This window comes from Pseudodesulfovibrio sp. 5S69 (assembly GCF_037094465.1).
Lineage (GTDB): Bacteria > Desulfobacterota > Desulfovibrionia > Desulfovibrionales > Desulfovibrionaceae > Pseudodesulfovibrio > Pseudodesulfovibrio methanolicus.
In genome coordinates, this window is the sequence record NZ_CP146609.1 from 60,767 (window position 1) to 76,327 (window position 15,561).

Genomic DNA, 15,561 nt, shown 5'->3' on the forward strand with positions numbered 1-15,561 from the left:
TAAAGCCCCTTGAGCGCAAGGGGGGAATTACACTTTGATCCGGCAGTTTACAGGGCGTATTTGCGGTGATAGCCGCGCGGAGTGAGCATCCGGCCGTCCACCAGGCGAGTGGCCGAGTTGCCGACGATGAGCACGGTCTGCATGTCCACCTTCTCCACATCCACCCGGTGGAGCGGCACGGCCTCGACGAACTGGCCCACGCGGTACGCCTTGCGCACGATGCCCACGGGCGTGGAAGGCCTGCGGAACCGGCCGATGATGTCCAGGGCCTCGCGCAGGTGGTCCGCGCGCTTCCTGGAGCGGGGATTGTACAGGGCGATGACGAAGTCCGCGCTGGCCGCGGCCTGGAGCCGCTGCTCGATGCGTTCCCAGGGGGTCAGCAGGTCGCTTAGGGAGATGGAGGCGAAGTCGTGCATGAGCGGCGCGCCGAGCAGGGCCGCCGCCGCGTTGAAGGCGGCCACGCCGGGGATGACCTCGAAGGGCACGGTCTCGAGCAGCCCCTCGCTTTCGAGCACCTCCATGAGCAGCCCGGCCATGGCGTAGATGCCCGCGTCTCCGGAACAGACCATGACCGTCCTGCGTCCGGCACGGGCGTGCTCCACGGCCTGCCTGGCGCGGTCAACCTCGCCCGTCATGCCCGTGGAGACCACGATCTTGCCTTCGAGCATTCCCTCCGGGACCAGCTCGATGTACCCTTTGTATCCGGCCACGACATCGGCCTCCTCGATGGCCCAGCGGGCCGCCGGGGTGAGCAGGGACAAGTCGCCCGGTCCGAGACTGACCGCCTTAAGCACGGTTGCTCCGGGCCACGGCCAGGGTCACGGTGGGGGTCTTCTCCTTGGTCACGATCAGCTCCCCGCCGTGGGAAGCGAGCATGGCCGAGGCCTCGGCCACACTGGGCACGCCCATGTGCGCCTGGACCCGGTCGGACGGCGTGGGCGCGTCCACGGCCGCGAGCTGCGCCGTGGAGTAGAAGACCGGCTCCACGCCGAACTCCTCGGCCGCTTCCAGCAGCCCGGCCTCGTTGCGCTTGGCCTCCACCGATCCCACCGAGGCGATGGACTCCATGGAAAATCCGTATTTCTTGAAGACCATGTAGACGTGGTCGAGGATCTCGTAGGTCGTGATATCCCGGCGGCAGCCGATGCCCAGATGCAGCACCCTGGGGTGCAGGGCCAGGCTCCCTTCCGGGGCGTCGTTGTGCCAGGAGACCCAGATGCCGGGCTTGGCGTCGTTCCAGTCCCCGTACCCGACCTTGCCCTCGAACCCGGCGTTCCAGGCCAGGCCGAGCCAGTCCTCGGGGTCGTAGAGCTGGACCACGCGGTCTTCGAGCAGGGCCATGTTCACGTCCTTGACCTTGCTGATGGTCCCGATGGCCAGTCCCTTGGCCATGGCCAGGCTGTCGATGGACAGGACTCCGGCCGTGTCCGTGGCCGTGGTGATGACCGACTGACCGCCCATGATGCGCGCACAGCGGTCGGCGAGTTCGTTGGCCCCGCCCAGGTGGCCCGAGAGCAGGCTGATGGCGAACAGCCCGGTCTGGTCCATGCAGACCACGGCCGGATCGGTTTCCTTGGATTGCAGGTGGGACGCGATGCAGCGGACCACGATGCCCGCGGCGGCCACGAAGATGTGCCCGTCAAAGGCGTTGAAGGTGGCCGAGATCAGGTGCTTGAGGGACTCGAAGGAGATGGCGTCCTCCGCCTCGAGATTCTTGGAGGCGTAGAGCGTGCCCGGCAGCCTGGCGGCCAACCGCTTGCCCACGGCCAGTCCCTGCGAGGTCAGTGCGTATATGGCGATTTTCTTGGCTGGCATTGCTATCATCTACCAGCAACCGACCACCGGGGGAAGAAAAAAACGGCACGAGGTGGGGTGTTTTTTCCCGCTTCGGCGCACGGTCGACGGAAAACGGGCCGGGAACCCGAAGGATCCCCGGCCCGGTGCGTTCGCAAGATCGGCGCGGACCTAGAATTCCACGGCGCGCGCGGCCGCGAGGGTCTTCGCGAAGTCCTCGTCCGAGTGGGCGAAGGAGGTGAAGGCGCACTCGAAGCCCGCCGGGGCCAGGTAGATGCCCCGGGCCATCATCTGCTTCCAGTAGGCCGCGAAGGTCGCCTGGTCGCACTGCCCGGACTCGATCATGTTGGTCACGGGCCTGTCCGAGAAATACAGGGTGAAGGCCGAGCCCGCCTGGGCCACGTAGACCGGCTTGCCCTTGCCTTCCAGGATCGCGGCCAGCTCGTCGGTCAGCGCCTTGGTCTTCGCCTCCAGGGAGGCGTAGTCGCACTCTTGAAGGCGCTTGAGGGTGGCCAGCCCGGCGGCCATGGCCACGGGGTTGCCGGACAGGGTGCCCGCCTGGAACACGCCGCCCACCGGGGCCATGTGCTCCATGATCTCGCGCTTGCCGCCGTAACAGCCCACCGGGAACCCGCCGCCGATGATCTTGCCCAGCGTGGTCAGGTCCGGGGTGATGGAGTAGCGTTCCTGGGCCCCGCCGGGGGCCAGCCTGAAGCCGGTGATGACCTCGTCGAAGATGAGCACCGCGCCGTATTGTGTACACAGGTCGCGCAGCCCCTGGAGGAACCCTTCCTTCGGCAGGACCAGGCCCATGTTGCCCGCGCAGGGCTCGACGATGACGCAGGCGATCTCGTCGCCGGACTGCTCGAAATGCTGCTTCACGGCGTCCAGGTCGTTGTACTGGGCCAGCAGGGTGTGGCTGATGACCTCCTCGGGCACGCCCGGAGTGCCGGGCACGGTGCCCGCCGCCGACCCGGCCGCGGCCAGGAAGGCGTCGGCGTGGCCGTGGTAGTTGCCGATGAACTTCACGAACTTGTTGCGCCCGGTGTAGCCGCGCGCCAGGCGCAGGGCGGACATGGTCGCCTCGGTGCCGGACGAGACCATGCGCATCATCTCCATGGACGGGATGAGCTTCTGGATCTCCTCGGCCAGCAGGACCTCGCCCAGGCAGGGCGCGCCGTAGCTGGACCCGTGGTCCACGGCCGCGTGGGCGGCCGCGTTCACGGCCGGGTCCTGGTGCCCCAGGAGCATGGGTCCCCAGGAGAAGACGTAGTCCACGTATTCCCGGCCCTCCACGTCGAAGAGGTGCGCCCCCTTGGCGTTTTCGATGAAGACCGGCTCGGACTGAACATACTTGCAGGCGCGCAGCGGCGAGTTGACGCCGCCGGGCATGAGGGTCTGGGCCTTGGCGAAAAGGGATTTCGAATCCATGTCGTGCTTCCTTACTTGAAATAGACCATGGAGGTCTTCTTGAGTTCCTTGAGCGACTTGAGCGTGCAGTGGTCGTCGATGCCCACGGCCTTTTCGAGCTCGGCCACCACCTCGTCGGTCTGGCCGGGCCGCTCGCCGTGGATCATGGTGTAGAAATTGTAGGTCCACTCCGGGTAGGTGCGCCGGACGTAGCAGTGGGATATCTCGGGCCGGGCGGAGAAGAGGGCGCCGACTTCCTCGCTGCGCTCCTCGGGCACCCGCCAGGCGACCATGGCGTTGTGGCCGTAGCCCGCCTTCTGGTGGCGCAGGGTGGCCCCGAAACGGCGGATGATCCGCCGCTCCTTGAGGTCGCGGATGAGCCCGATGACCGTGTCCTCGTCCACGCCCACGGCGTCGGCTATGGTTTTGAACGGCTGCTCGGTGTCCGGCAGGTCCCCGCCCGCCAGGGCGAGTATCCTCTCCTCGGTTTCGCTGAATTGTATTGCCATGGGGGGTCTATACCTTCCGCCGCCCCCGGATGCAACCGGCGCGGGCCGTTTTCGGCGCGCCCCGCCCTTGCCACCGCCGCGCGCGCCACGTATGCTGTCGGACTGGATAACCCATCGAAGGAGACCTCTTAATGAAGATAGCCGTACTGGGCGCGGGCGCATGGGGCACCACCCTGGCCGACATGCTCGCCAAAAACGGACGGGAGACCACCCTGTGGGCGCGCGAGCCCGAGGTGGCCGCCGACATCCGCCAATATCGGGAGAACCGGGTCTTCCTGCCCGGCGTGACCCTGTCCGAAGCCCTCAAGGTCGAATCCGACCCGGAGACCGCCTTTGCCGGGGCCGACTACTTCCTGGTGGTCATCCCCAGCCAGTTCATCCGCCCGGCCCTGGCCGGATTCCGCGACCTGCTCCCGGAGCGGCCGGTGATCGTCAACGCCTCCAAAGGCATCGAGCTGTCTTCCCTGGCCCCGGTGTCCCGCGTGGTCGCCGAGGCGCTTCAGGGCAAGGCCCCCCGCTACGCGGCCCTGTCCGGCCCGTCGTTCGCGGCCGAGGTCTCCAAGGACATGCCCACCTCCGTGTCGCTCGGCTGCGAGGACCTCGATCTGGGCCGCGAGCTCCAGGAGGCCTTCTCCACCCCGTATTTCCGCGTCTACTACACCCCGGATTTCCGCGGCGTGGAGCTGGGCGGCGCGGTCAAGAACGTCATCGCCATCGCGGCGGGCATCGCCGACGGGCTGGGCTTCGGCCACGACGCCAGGGCGGCCCTGATCACGCGCGGCCTGGCCGAGCTGAGCCGGTTGGGCGAGGCCATGGGCGGCCAGGAACGGACCTTCATGGGGCTGTCCGGCATGGGCGACCTGGTCCTGACCTGCACCGGCGACCTGTCCCGCAACCGCCAGGTGGGCCTGAAGCTCGGCCGGGGCCAAACCCTGGACGATATCATCGGCGAGATGAAGGCCGTGGCCGAGGGCGTCAAGACCACCCAGTCCCTGCACGACCTGGCCGCCAAGCTCGAAGTGGAGTTGCCCATCACCGAACAGGTCTATAAGATACTCTATGAAGGCAAGGATCCGGCCCGTGCGACCACGGACCTGATGAGCCGGGATTTGAAGGATGAATAACCGGGGAGCCGCCATGCGGAGCATTGTTACCGCCACCATTTTGGCCACGTTGTTCGCGGCCGCCCTGCTCATGGGCGGCTGCTCCAAGCCCTGGACCCACCCGGACTACACGGGCGCGACCCTGGACCGCATGTTCAAGAACGACTCGGTCCAGTGCGAGGTCGTGGCGGGCGAGAAGTACCCCCTGGACAAGCACAAGCAGAACAGGGAATTCCTCATGTGCATGGCCGACAAGGGCTGGAACTACCACCCGGACGGCGAGGGCATCACCTTCCAGACCAAGCCGCGCTAGGCGGGGGCCGCCATGGCTGACGGTCCGGTTCTCGTACTCGGCTCCACGGGCTACGTGGGCGGGCGGCTGGTGCCGCAGTTGCTGGCGCGCGGCCACCGCGTGCGGGCCGCCGGGCGCAGCGTGGAGAAAATCCGCGCCCGCTCCTGGGGCGACAAGGTGGAGGCCGTGCGCGCGGACATGCACGACCCGGAGAGCCTGAAACAGGCGGCCGAGGGGTGCTGCGCCGCCTTCTACCTGGTCCACTCCATGACCCACCCCGGCCGCGACTTCGCGGAGCAGGAACGCGACGCGGCCTACAACATGGTCCTGGCCGCCGGGCACGCAAACCTTCCGAGGATCATCTACCTGGGCGGCCTGGGCGAGGACCGCGCGGACCAGCCCCTGTCCAAGCACCTGCGCTCGCGGGCCGAGGTCGGCCGCATCCTGGCGCTCGGCACGGCCAAGGTGACCACCCTGCGCGCGGCCCAGATCATCGGCTCGGGCTCGTCGTCCTTCGAGCTGGTCCGCTACCTGGCCGACCGGCTGCCGTTCATGATCACCCCGGCCTGGGTGCGCACCCGGACCCAGCCCATCGCCATCCGCAACGTCCTCGGATACCTTGCCGGGTGCCTGGAAAACGAGGCCACGGCCGGGCTGACCCTCGACATCGGCGGGCCGGACGTCATGTCCTACACGGAACTTTTCCGCCTCTACGCCGAGGTCGCGGACATCCCCCGGCGACGGCTGCTGCCCCTGCCCTTCGTCACCCCCCGGCTGTCCTCCTTCTGGGTATCCCTGATCACCCCGGTGCCCATGGCCCTGTCCCGCGCGCTGATCGAGGGGTTGCGCAACGAAGTGGTCTGCCGGGACAACCGCATCCGCGAACTCGTGCCCCAGGAGTTGCTCTCCTGCCGCGAGGCCATCCGCCGCGCCCTGGAAAAGACCGAACAGCAGGCCGTGGAGACCTGCCTGTTCGACGTGGGCTCGGCCTGCATGCCCGAGTGGGCCTCGACCGACGACCCGCTCTACGCGGGCGGCACCCGGTTCGAGATGGGCTACAAGGCCCGGCTCCAGGGCGACCCGGACAAGGTATGGGAACAGGTGGCCCGTATCGGCGGGGAACAGGGCTGGTATTTCGGCGACCCGCTGTGGCGGCTGCGCGGCTTCATCGACCGGCTCCTGGCCGGACCGGGCATGAAGCGGGGCCGCCCGCACGGCGACGCGCCCCCGCGCGTGGGCGACGCCCTGGACTTCTGGCGGGTGCTCGCTTCGGACCAGGGGCGGCGGCTCCTGCTCCTGGCCGAGATGCGCCTGCCCGGCGAGGCCCTCCTGGAATTCAGGATGGACGCCCGGTGGGGGAACGCGGTGGACCTGTCCATGACCGCCAAGTTCCTGCCGCGCGGGCTGACCGGCATCCTCTACTGGTACGCCATGTACCCCTTCCACGTGATCCTCTTCAGGAACATCATCGAAAACATCTCCGACCTGGCGGGCACCACCCTGTACGAGCCCGCCCGGAGGGTGCGCTAGCCGTGACCAAGCCGCTGAGAACGGGCCGGACCACCGGCTCCTGCGCCTCGGCCGCGGCCATGGCCGGGGTGCGCTTGCTGCTCACGGGCGAGCGTTCGGAGACCGTGGATGTCCCCCTGCCGCCGGGCGGCACGCTGACCGTGCCCGTCGAGCGCATTGAGCCCCTAAACGGCGGGGTGCGCGTGACCGTGGTCAAGGACGGTGGCGACGACCCGGACGTGACCCACGGCCACGACATCCAGGCCGTGGTCCGTCTGGAACCCGGCGAAACCGCCCCGCCCATAGTCAGCCTCGACGGCGGCCGGGGCGTGGGCCGCGTCACCCTGCCCGGCCTGCCCGTGGCCGTGGGCGAGCCCGCCATCAACCCGGAACCGCGCAAGCAGATCGAGGCGGCGGTCCGCCGGGCCGCCGAGGGATTTGCGGGGCGCATCGAGGTGACCATCGAGGTCCCCGAGGGCGAAGCCATCGCCAAGGCGACCATGAATCCGCGCCTGGGCATTGTCGGCGGCATCTCCATCCTCGGCACCCAGGGCATCGTCAAGCCGTACTCCCACGACTCCTGGAAGGCGACCATCGAGGAGGGGCTGAGCGTGGCCCGCGCCCAGGGGCTCGACCGCGCGGTCTTCACCACGGGGCGGCGCAGCGAGCGGTTCTACCTGGAGAGCCGCCCCGGCACCCCGGAGACCGCCCTGATCCAGGCCGCCGACTTCTTCGCCTTCTCCATGCGGGCCGCCGCCCGGCACGGATTCCGCGAGGTCGTCTGGGCCGTGTTCTTCGGCAAGCTGGTCAAGCAGGCCCAGGGGCTGGAATACACCCACGCCCGGACCCACCCCGTGGATTTCGGCCTGCTGGCCGCGCGCTGCCTGGAGGCCGGGGTCGATCCGGCGCGCGTCCCGGCGGTGCGCGCGGCCAACACCGCGGTCCAGGCGCTGGCCTCGCTGGAGGGCGATCCGGCCCGTGACAACGTGCTCAAGTTGCTGGTACAGAAAGCCGCAGGGCATGCCGAAAGGTATGCAGGCAGGACTTGTTCGGTTTCCTATGCGGTGTTCGACTTCGACGGCCGCGCCCTTGGAGACTAGGCCCGGCGCACCACTTGCGTTACATGCGCCCGGCCGAAACTGAAAACTGGATGAAGGGGCGCATATGCCGGTTCTTTCCGTCGTGATCCCGAGCCATGACTATGGCCGGTTCAGCGACAGGCTCTTCGGTTCCCTCGCGGCGCAGACCGCAGGGCTACATGACGTGGAAATCATTTTCGTGGACGACGCGAGCGGCGACGACTCCGTGGACCGGGCCGAGAAATGGGCGGAGCGGCTCGACTGCGAGCGGTTCGTCCTGGAGCGGCTGGAGCGCGTGGGCAGGCCCGGCCCGGTGCGCAACCACGGCCTGGCCCTGGCCAGGGGACGCTACCTGTTCAGTATGGACCCGGACGACGCCCTGCTGCCGGACTTCATGGCCCGGTGCATCCGGGCCCTGGACGACAACCCCGGCGTCTCCGGGGTCTATCCGGACTACTTCGAGTGCACCCCCGGGGAGCGGCGCGAGACGCGGCTGCCCGACTTCAACCAGGGGCTGCTGCGCATGCAGAACATCCTGCCGCCGCCGACCGTGTACCGCCGCGAGGTGTGGGACGCGGGCGCGCGCTACCCGGCCAACACCGACTACGAGGACTGGGATTACTGGGTGCAGTGCGTGGCCGCCGGAGCGCGGTTCCTGCACATCCCGGCCCCCCTCTACGAGTACCACTTCCACGGGGACAACTTCTCCTACCAGGCGAGGGAGCACGACGGCCCGGCCAAGGCGGCCATCGTCCTGAACAACCCCGGATTCTTCCATCCCGTGGTCGTGCAGTGGGCCGAGGATCTCGGACGCGGCCGCCTCTACGCCCAGCCCTTCACCCGAGGCCACATCCCCAGCCCCGACGACGTTCGTGAACTGCTCAAGACCATCGAGGGCAAGGTCCTGACCGTCTCGGGGCTCTAGCGCACGGCACCCCGGCCGCACCCCCAAAAAAAGCCGCCCCGGAGGGCGGCCTCGCCTTGGACCTTTCTATTCGCCTTTCTGGAAGGCCTCCCAGTCGGCCAGGAATTTCGCCAGGCCCTGGTCGGTCAGGGGGTGGTGCATGAGCTGGGTGATCGTGGAGTACGGCAGGGTGATGACGTCCGCGCCGATCAGCCCGGCCTCAAGCACGTGCAGGGGGTGGCGCACCGAGGCGACCAGGATCTTGGTGCCGAAGGCGTAGTTGTCGAACAGGGTCCGCATCTGGTCCACGCCCTCCATGCCGGACTGGCTCAGGCCGTCCAGCCTGCCCACGAAGGGCGAGACGTAGGTGGCCCCGAGCTTGGCCGCCAGCAGGGCCTGGGTGGGCGAGAAGACCAGGGTCACGTTGGTCTTGATGCCCCGTTCGGTCAACTCGCGGAGGGCCTTGAGCCCCTCAGGGATCATCGGGATCTTGACCACCACGTTGGTGCCGAAGGAGACCAGGTCCTTGGCCTCCTTGATCATCTCCTCGTGGCTGGTGCCGATGACCTCCAGGGAGACCGGGCCGTCCACCATCTCGCAGATGAGCGCGGCCTGCTTGCGCCAGTCGCCGCCCTCGCGGGACATGAGCGTCGGGTTGGTGGTCACGCCGTCGAGCAGGCCGAGTTCACCCACTTCGCGGATCTGGTCCAGGTTGGCGGTATCGAGAAAGAATTGCATGGTTCCTCCTAAGTAGTGGGGGGCAGGACGCTCCGAAGTTTGCACGGGTGTGATAACATAAACAAAATAAAGTGGAAACCTCCCGCAAACGTTTTCGCCGAACGCGCATTGTCCTTCCCCCCCGGCCCGGTTTCGTTTACATTGGCTCAATGACCAAGATGGAACCCGTTCGCATCATCGGGCTGCCGCCCGGCTCCCTCGTCCCTTCCGGCTCTGCGGCCGCGGCCCTGGCCGAGGCCGACCTCGTGGTCGGCGGCAAGCGCCTGCTCGCGGCCTGCCCGGACACGCTGATCCCGGAGAGCGCCCACCGGCTGGCCATCGCCGGGCCGCTCAAGCCGATCATCGAGGCCGTGCGCAAGAACGCCCGCAAGGGGCGGAAGGTGGTGGTCCTGGCCGACGGCGATCCGCTCTTCTTCGGCATCGGCAAACGGCTGGGCGACGAACTGGGCCGGGAGAACCTGGTCGTGGAGCCGAGCCTGTCGACCATCCAACTGGCCGCGGCCCGGCTGGCCCTGCCGTGGCAGGACATGGACTTCGTCTCCCTGCACGGGCGCGACGACTTTTCCCCGCTCTACGCGGCCCTGGTCCGCGCGGACCTGATCGCGGTCTTCACCGACGCCGTGAACTCGCCCGCCGAGGTGGCCCGCGCACTGCTCGAACGCGGCGCGGACTGCTTTTCCATGACCGTGCTCGAAAACCTGGGCGCGCCGGACGAGCGGATCCGCCCCCTGGCCCTGTGGGAGACCTGGGGCATGGAGTTTTCACCGCTCAACCTGGTGGTTCTGGAGCGCCAGTATCCGCCGGAGATCAGTCTGTCCCTGGGCATCCCGGACCATTTCTACCTGCACCAGAAGAACTTGATCACCAAGCTGCCCGTGCGCGCGGCCGGACTGGCCCACCTGGGCGTGGCCCCGGACTCCACGGTCTGGGACCTGGGCGCGGGCTGCGGGTCCGTGGCCATCGAGGCCTCGCACCTGGCGCGCCGGGGACGGGTCTTCGCGGTGGAGCGCAACAAGACCCGGGCGGCCATGATCCGCGAGAACATCCGGCGCACCGGAGCGTGGCTGGTGGACGTGGTCCTCGGCGACATGCCGGGGGCCCTGGACGGACTGCCCGAACCGGACCGCATCTTCATCGGCGGCGGGCTGGGCGGGGAATCCAACCAGGACACCGCCCTGCTCGAAAGCGCCTGCCGCCAGCTTGCGCCGCGCGGCCGGGTGGTGGTCCACTGCATCCTCCTCGACTCCCTGCACGCGGCCAAGGACCACTTCCAGTCCCTGGGCTGGCACTTCGGCGTGACCCAACTCCAGGCCTCGGCCACGGATTCCCTGGCCGGAGACCTGCGCTTCAAGGCGCAGAACCCGGTCTTCGTGCTCTGGGCCGAAAAGCCCTAGCGGGCCACCCCGCCCGAGTCCATCAGAAGCATGCGGACCTGGGGGCAATACTTCATCACCAGCCGGTCGTAGGTCCCGTCCCTGCGGATGGCCGCGAGCCCCGCGTTGAAGCGGGCCAGGAGCTCCCGCGCGCCGGGGTAGTTCTTGGATACCATGAGGTGCTGCGGGTTGAGATTCCAGGGAGTGGGCGTGGAGCCGAAGAGATCGGCCCGGCTGGGGAAGATCCGGTTGATCAGGGTCCAGCCGACCAGTTCGTCCTCGGCGAAGAAGGCGGCGCGCAGCTCCCACAGCCGGCGCACCCCCGAGGCCTCGCCCGGCGCGTAGTCCACGGTCAGCCCCTTTTCCTTGAAGATTTCCTCGTAGTAATGGCCCGAGGTCCCGGCGATGATGTAGCCGCGCAAGGCGTCCAGGGAGGTGTAGTCGAATTCGTCGAACCGCCCCTTGAGGTAGAAGAAGACGTTGCGGCAGACCCAGATGGATTCGCTGAACCAGGCGTAGCCCGCGCGCTTTTCCGTGCGGGCGTAGGGGTAGGCCGCGAAGGCGTCGCCCTCCCGGACCATCATCGCGCTACGCCGCCAGGGGCGGTACAGGACCTTGGTCTCCAGCCCGGCCTCGGCAAAGGCGGCCTGGACGATCTCGGTCAGCAGGCCGGGCCGCGCCCCCTTGGTCAGGACATAGGGCGGGTACTCGTCGGTCACGAGAACGACCGGGCCCGCGGCCCGGACCGGGACGGATCCGAGGAGGGGGAGGGTCAGGCTCAGGCAGGCGAGAATGAAGACGGAGATTCTGGACATGCTGCACATTAGCACGCTCCCCCGCCGTTTGCCTCTCCTTTTTTGCCCCGGCCCGCAGCTATGGGTGGCACACGCGGAGCGCATGTATTACCCTGCTCAACATGCCCGAAGCCCGCACCCCGCCCAGCCTGCGCCGCACCCCGTCGCGCCCGGTCCGCGCCCTGGTTTCCTGGGCCCTGTACGACTGGGCCAACTCCGGGTTCGCGGCCCTGGTCCAGACCTTCGTGTTCGCCGCCTATTTCGCCCGGGCCGTGGCCGAGAACGAGACCCTGGGCACGGCCTGGTGGGGCAACATGATGGGCGTGGCCGGGCTGGTCATCGGTCTGGGCGGGCCCCTGCTCGGGGCCGTGGCCGACCGCGCCGGACGGCGCAAGCCCTGGCTGGCGGCCTTCACCGGCCTGTGCATCGCGGCCACCGGGCTGCTCTGGTTCGTCCGGCCGGACCCGGCCTGGACCTGGCCCGCCCTGCTCCTGGCCGGGGCCGGTACCCTGGGCAGCGAATACGCCATGATCTTTTATAACGCCATGCTCCCGGATCTGGCCGACAAGGCGCGCATCGGCCGCTGGTCGGGCTGGGGCTGGGGGCTGGGCTACGCGGGCGGGCTGGTCCTGCTGCTCATCGCGCTCTACGGCCTGGTCCAGCCGCCGGGCTGGTTCGGGGTGCCGCGCACGGACGCCCTGAACGTGCGCGCGGTCATGCCCCTGACCGCCCTGTGGTATCTGCTCTTCTGCCTGCCGCTCTTCCTGTTCACCCCGGACGCGCCGAGCGCGCGCATCCCGCTTGGACGCGCGGTGGCCGAGGGCGCGGCCCAGTTGCGCCGCTCGCTCAGAGACCTGCGCGGCCACCGGCCCATCGCCCTGTTCCTGCTGGCACGCATGTTCTACAACGACGGCCTGACCACCATGTTCGCCTTCGGCGGCATTTACGCGGCCGGGGCCTTCGGCATGACCCCGAGCGAGGTCATCGTCTTCGGCATCGGCCTGAACGTGACCGCCGGGCTCGGCGCGGCCTCCTTCGCCTGGCTGGACGACCGGCTGGGGCCCCGCCTGACCATTCTCCTGTCCCTGGTCGGGCTGACCGTGCCGGGCGCGGCCATCCTGTTGGTGAAAAGCAAGACCCTGTTCTGGATTTTCGGGCTGGCAATCGGTATATTCGTAGGACCGGTCCAGGCCTCGAGCCGGTCCTGGCTGGCCCACGCCGCCCCGGAGGCGGTGCGCACCGAGATGTTCGGGCTCATGGCCCTGTCCGGCAAGCTGACCTCGTTCCTCGGGCCGTTTCTGGTGGGCTGGCTGACCCTGGCCACCGGCAGCCAGCGGCTGGGCATGTCCGCCGTGGTCGGCCTCTTCGTCCTCGGCCTGGCCGGCATGCTCTTCGTGCCCGCCGCAAACCGCAATCAGGAGTAAATCATGTCCGACTTCCGCTTCGAGTTGACCGACGGGGAAAAGCAATATCTCAAGGACCTGGTGGTCCGGTCCATATCGTCGGGCCTGGGCATCGGCGACGGCGAGACCCGGCCGCCCGAGCCGCCCACGGACAAGCTGCGCGAGCACCTGGGCGCCTTCGTCACCCTCAAGCTCGGCGGCAACCTGCGCGGCTGCATCGGCAACGTCCAGGGGTCGGGGCCGCTCTACCAAACGATCTGGGACATGGCCCTGTCCGCGGCCTTCCGCGACCCGCGCTTCCCGCCGCTGACCGAGGAGGAATTCCGCCGCGTCGAGTACGAGATCTCCATCCTCAGCCCCGTCGAGCCGTGCCCGGACCCGAGCCTGATCGAGGTCGGCCGCCACGGGCTGATCATGAGCGCCCACGGCCGCTCCGGCCTGCTCCTGCCCCAGGTCCCGGTGGAATGGCACTGGGACCGCGAGACCTTCCTGGGCCAGACCTGCTACAAGGCCGGCCTGCCGCGCGACGCCTGGAAGGATCCGGACACGAACATCTTCTGGTTCGAGGCGGAGGTATTCTGACGGTTGAAGGGGGATAAATCTCCTATCGACAGTGGTACTTATTATCGTGTATAGATTTCTTCCATGAAAGGTTGTCCGGCGATTCCGCCGGACAACCGCACAGACCGCCCGCAGGCAAGGTATTCCATGGCCGAGAAGCCCGAAAAGGAAACCGACAACATGATCGTCCCGGCCGAGACCAGGGTGTTGAAGATGCCGGGCGTGCAGTTGCGCATTTCCTTGGGCAAGAACGTGGTCATCCGGGTACCGGGCGCGGACCACTCCTACCGGGGCCGCATCGTGGGCTTCGACCCCTACGAGTACCTCATCGTCTCGGTCCGCCTGCCCGGCCGCATCCGCAGCCAGTTGGCCCTGGGCGGACAGATCATCGTCAAGTACATCCACCAGGGCACGGTCTACGGGTTCAAGACCACGGCGTACAACACGGTCACCTGCCCCACCTCGCTGGTCTTCTTCGCCTACCCGTCGGTCATAGAGAAGGTGGAACTGAGGCGGGATACCCGGACCCCGTGCAACATCGACGGCAGCCTCCAGGCCGAGGACGCCGAGTACGAGTGCCTGATCGTCAACATCAGCGCCACGGGCTGCAAGGCCACGGTCCGCGCCGGGGCGCGGGACCCCATCGCCCGGCTCGAGGTGGGCGACACCCTGATGGCCATCGTCAACCTGGGGACCGAGGGCACGCTCAAGCTGCCCATCGTGGTCCGAAACATCCAACGGGAACAGGGCCTGCACATCATCGGGGCCATGTTCCTCGATCTGAACGAAGTCGAAGAGGAACGTATCGGAAAGTATCTGGCGAGAATGCGCAGACTGACCCGCTAACCCACCGGACGCCGACATGATAAAGAAAATCCCCATCGAAGCTCTGAAACCAGGCATGGAAGTGGTTCAGGTCCCCGGAGAGCTCTGGCAGCACCTGCCCTATCTGTACACCGACCCCGGCATCATCGAATCCGAGGCGGAGGTGGCCCGCCTGCTGGAGCTGGGCTACAGGGAGGTCTTCGTGACCACGGAGGAGCCGGATGGGCTGTCCGACGAGGCCCACCTGGACCGGCTCATCTCCGGCAGCCAGGTCAACCGCGAAAAGCCCGTGCGCACCCCGTTCGACCAGGCCATTTCCTCGGCCATGGTTACCTACGAGGACGCCATGGTCCACGCCATGCAGATCGTCCAGGACGCCAAGCTCGGGCGCAAGATGGACTACGCCACCTCGTTCAAGACGGCCAGTTCCATAGTGGAGTCGGCCGTGTCCAACCCCGACACCCTGGTCTGCCTGGCCAAGCTGTCCGAATTCGACGACTACACCTACACGCACTGCATCAACGTGGCCGCCATCAGCGTGGTCTTCGGCGAATTCATCGGCATGACCCGCGAGGAATTGATCCTGCTCGGCGTGGCCGGAATGATGCACGACCTGGGCAAGACCACGGTACCGGCACGGATCATCAACAAGCCCGGCCCCCTGACCGGGCCCGAGCGCGACGAGGTCCGCCGCCACCCCGGGTACGGCTGCGACATCCTGCGGCGCAACGGCGACATCCCGGATCGCGTCCTCAAGGCCGTCATGCACCACCATGAGCGGTACAACGGCTCGGGCTATCCCGGCGGCCTGTCCCGAAAGGGCATCCCGGCGTTTGCCCGCATCCTCTGCCTGGCCGACGTGTACGACGCCCTGACCTCGGACCGCTGCTACAAGAACGCCATCCTGCCCAACAAGGCGCTCGGCATCATGTACGGCATGCGCGACCAGGACTTCGACCCCACCGAGGTCCAGTTGTTCATCAAGTGCCTGGGCATCTTCCCGGCGGGCAGCTTCGTGCGCCTGAACACCGGCCAGTACGCCCTGGTCTTCGAGACCAACTCGCGCGAGCCGCTGAACCCGAAGATCCGGATCATTATGGACGAGGAGATGAAGCCCATCCACACCAGGGACGTGGACCTGACCGCTCAGCCCAAGGGCGCCGGGGCCATCGAGATACTGGAATGCGCCGACCCCTCGGTCTACCGCAAGAACCTTATGAACTACCTGACCAGGAACTGACCCGCTCCGCCGGAGACCCTCGATGCT

16 protein-coding genes are annotated in these 15,561 nt (G+C 67.8%); 10 read left to right on the forward strand and 6 right to left on the reverse strand.

Annotated features, from left to right (window positions below; genetic code table 11):
* Positions 1 to 47: 47 nt before the first annotated feature.
* The 4 genes from cobJ to V8V93_RS00345 form a co-directional block, all read right to left on the reverse strand.
* A complete protein-coding gene (gene cobJ / locus V8V93_RS00330) occupies positions 48 to 794 on the reverse strand; it encodes a precorrin-3B C(17)-methyltransferase (RefSeq protein ID WP_338668354.1) in 747 nt (248 codons plus the stop codon).
* The gene (locus V8V93_RS00335; protein ID WP_338668355.1) at positions 787 to 1,815 is read right to left on the reverse strand and encodes a cobalt-precorrin 5A hydrolase; all 1,029 of its coding nucleotides are present in this window, start codon (positions 1,813 to 1,815) and stop codon (positions 787 to 789) included. Before V8V93_RS00335 ends, cobJ begins: the two co-directional genes overlap by 8 nt.
* Before the next feature lie 150 nt (positions 1,816 to 1,965).
* Positions 1,966 to 3,225, reverse strand: a complete 1,260-nt coding sequence (gene hemL / locus V8V93_RS00340; protein WP_338668356.1) for a glutamate-1-semialdehyde 2,1-aminomutase — start codon at positions 3,223 to 3,225, stop codon at positions 1,966 to 1,968.
* A gap of 11 nt (positions 3,226 to 3,236) precedes the next feature.
* The gene (locus V8V93_RS00345; RefSeq protein WP_338668357.1) at positions 3,237 to 3,713 is read right to left on the reverse strand and encodes an Lrp/AsnC family transcriptional regulator; all 477 of its coding nucleotides are present in this window, start codon (positions 3,711 to 3,713) and stop codon (positions 3,237 to 3,239) included.
* 131 nt (positions 3,714 to 3,844) lie between these two features.
* Between V8V93_RS00345 and V8V93_RS00350 the strand changes: the two genes are divergently transcribed.
* The 5 genes from V8V93_RS00350 to V8V93_RS00370 all read left to right on the forward strand — a co-directional run bounded on the left by V8V93_RS00350 (position 3,845) and on the right by V8V93_RS00370 (position 8,621).
* Positions 3,845 to 4,837 (forward strand): NAD(P)H-dependent glycerol-3-phosphate dehydrogenase, encoded by a 993-nt coding sequence (locus tag V8V93_RS00350; protein ID WP_338668358.1) that lies wholly within the window; start codon positions 3,845 to 3,847, stop codon positions 4,835 to 4,837.
* 13 nt (positions 4,838 to 4,850) lie between these two features.
* Positions 4,851 to 5,129: a hypothetical protein gene (locus tag V8V93_RS00355; protein WP_338668360.1), complete on the forward strand. Its 279-nt coding sequence runs from the start codon at positions 4,851 to 4,853 to the stop codon at positions 5,127 to 5,129.
* A 12-nt stretch (positions 5,130 to 5,141) separates the two neighbouring features.
* Entirely contained in the window at positions 5,142 to 6,638 is a 1,497-nt protein-coding gene (locus V8V93_RS00360) for an SDR family oxidoreductase (RefSeq protein ID WP_338668361.1), read from the forward strand.
* A 2-nt stretch (positions 6,639 to 6,640) separates the two neighbouring features.
* The gene (gene cbiD, locus V8V93_RS00365) at positions 6,641 to 7,717 is read left to right on the forward strand and encodes a cobalt-precorrin-5B (C(1))-methyltransferase CbiD (RefSeq protein WP_338668363.1); all 1,077 of its coding nucleotides are present in this window, start codon (positions 6,641 to 6,643) and stop codon (positions 7,715 to 7,717) included.
* Positions 7,718 to 7,781: 64 nt separating this feature from the next.
* The gene (locus V8V93_RS00370; protein ID WP_338668364.1) at positions 7,782 to 8,621 is read left to right on the forward strand and encodes a glycosyltransferase family 2 protein; all 840 of its coding nucleotides are present in this window, start codon (positions 7,782 to 7,784) and stop codon (positions 8,619 to 8,621) included.
* 66 nt (positions 8,622 to 8,687) lie between these two features.
* Here the strand turns inward: V8V93_RS00370 and fsa are convergent, their stop codons facing one another.
* Positions 8,688 to 9,338: a fructose-6-phosphate aldolase gene (gene fsa / locus V8V93_RS00375; RefSeq protein ID WP_338668365.1), complete on the reverse strand. Its 651-nt coding sequence runs from the start codon at positions 9,336 to 9,338 to the stop codon at positions 8,688 to 8,690.
* 149 nt (positions 9,339 to 9,487) lie between these two features.
* Between fsa and cbiE the strand changes: the two genes are divergently transcribed.
* Entirely contained in the window at positions 9,488 to 10,732 is a 1,245-nt protein-coding gene (gene cbiE, locus V8V93_RS00380; protein ID WP_338668366.1) for a precorrin-6y C5,15-methyltransferase (decarboxylating) subunit CbiE, read from the forward strand.
* Here cbiE and V8V93_RS00385 read toward each other — a convergent pair.
* The gene (locus V8V93_RS00385; protein ID WP_338668367.1) at positions 10,729 to 11,526 is read right to left on the reverse strand and encodes a substrate-binding periplasmic protein; all 798 of its coding nucleotides are present in this window, start codon (positions 11,524 to 11,526) and stop codon (positions 10,729 to 10,731) included. The genes cbiE and V8V93_RS00385 overlap by 4 nt on opposite strands.
* Before the next feature lie 101 nt (positions 11,527 to 11,627).
* Between V8V93_RS00385 and V8V93_RS00390 the strand changes: the two genes are divergently transcribed.
* The 4 genes from V8V93_RS00390 (at position 11,628) to V8V93_RS00405 (ending at position 15,534) form a co-directional block, all read left to right on the forward strand.
* The gene (locus tag V8V93_RS00390) at positions 11,628 to 12,929 is read left to right on the forward strand and encodes an MFS transporter (protein ID WP_338668369.1); all 1,302 of its coding nucleotides are present in this window, start codon (positions 11,628 to 11,630) and stop codon (positions 12,927 to 12,929) included.
* 3 nt (positions 12,930 to 12,932) lie between these two features.
* Positions 12,933 to 13,490, forward strand: a complete 558-nt coding sequence (gene amrA / locus V8V93_RS00395; RefSeq protein WP_338668370.1) for an AmmeMemoRadiSam system protein A — start codon at positions 12,933 to 12,935, stop codon at positions 13,488 to 13,490.
* Positions 13,491 to 13,616: 126 nt separating this feature from the next.
* Entirely contained in the window at positions 13,617 to 14,315 is a 699-nt protein-coding gene (locus V8V93_RS00400) for a flagellar brake protein (protein WP_338668371.1), read from the forward strand.
* 16 nt (positions 14,316 to 14,331) lie between these two features.
* On the forward strand, positions 14,332 to 15,534 hold the full coding sequence (locus V8V93_RS00405) for an HD-GYP domain-containing protein (protein ID WP_338668372.1): 1,203 nt from the start codon (positions 14,332 to 14,334) through the stop codon (positions 15,532 to 15,534).
* Positions 15,535 to 15,561: the final 27 nt, after the last annotated feature.

What these genes read in the sequence shown, in the direction of transcription:
- V8V93_RS00360 (WP_338668361.1), top strand. Translation starts at nt 5,142, where the DNA reads ATGGCTGACGGTCCGGTTCTCGTACTCGGCTCCACGGGCTACGTGGGC.
- V8V93_RS00370 (WP_338668364.1), top strand. Translation starts at nt 7,782, where the DNA reads ATGCCGGTTCTTTCCGTCGTGATCCCGAGCCATGACTATGGCCGGTTC.
- V8V93_RS00335 (WP_338668355.1), bottom strand. Translation starts at nt 1,815, where the DNA reads ATGCCAGCCAAGAAAATCGCCATATACGCACTGACCTCGCAGGGACTG.
- amrA (WP_338668370.1), top strand. Translation starts at nt 12,933, where the DNA reads ATGTCCGACTTCCGCTTCGAGTTGACCGACGGGGAAAAGCAATATCTC.
- V8V93_RS00390 (WP_338668369.1), top strand. Translation starts at nt 11,628, where the DNA reads ATGCCCGAAGCCCGCACCCCGCCCAGCCTGCGCCGCACCCCGTCGCGC.
- V8V93_RS00355 (WP_338668360.1), top strand. Translation starts at nt 4,851, where the DNA reads ATGCGGAGCATTGTTACCGCCACCATTTTGGCCACGTTGTTCGCGGCC.
- V8V93_RS00385 (WP_338668367.1), bottom strand. Translation starts at nt 11,526, where the DNA reads ATGTCCAGAATCTCCGTCTTCATTCTCGCCTGCCTGAGCCTGACCCTC.
- cbiE (WP_338668366.1), top strand. Translation starts at nt 9,488, where the DNA reads ATGACCAAGATGGAACCCGTTCGCATCATCGGGCTGCCGCCCGGCTCC.
- hemL (WP_338668356.1), bottom strand. Translation starts at nt 3,225, where the DNA reads ATGGATTCGAAATCCCTTTTCGCCAAGGCCCAGACCCTCATGCCCGGC.
- fsa (WP_338668365.1), bottom strand. Translation starts at nt 9,338, where the DNA reads ATGCAATTCTTTCTCGATACCGCCAACCTGGACCAGATCCGCGAAGTG.
- V8V93_RS00345 (WP_338668357.1), bottom strand. Translation starts at nt 3,713, where the DNA reads ATGGCAATACAATTCAGCGAAACCGAGGAGAGGATACTCGCCCTGGCG.
- V8V93_RS00400 (WP_338668371.1), top strand. Translation starts at nt 13,617, where the DNA reads ATGGCCGAGAAGCCCGAAAAGGAAACCGACAACATGATCGTCCCGGCC.
- V8V93_RS00350 (WP_338668358.1), top strand. Translation starts at nt 3,845, where the DNA reads ATGAAGATAGCCGTACTGGGCGCGGGCGCATGGGGCACCACCCTGGCC.
- V8V93_RS00405 (WP_338668372.1), top strand. Translation starts at nt 14,332, where the DNA reads ATGATAAAGAAAATCCCCATCGAAGCTCTGAAACCAGGCATGGAAGTG.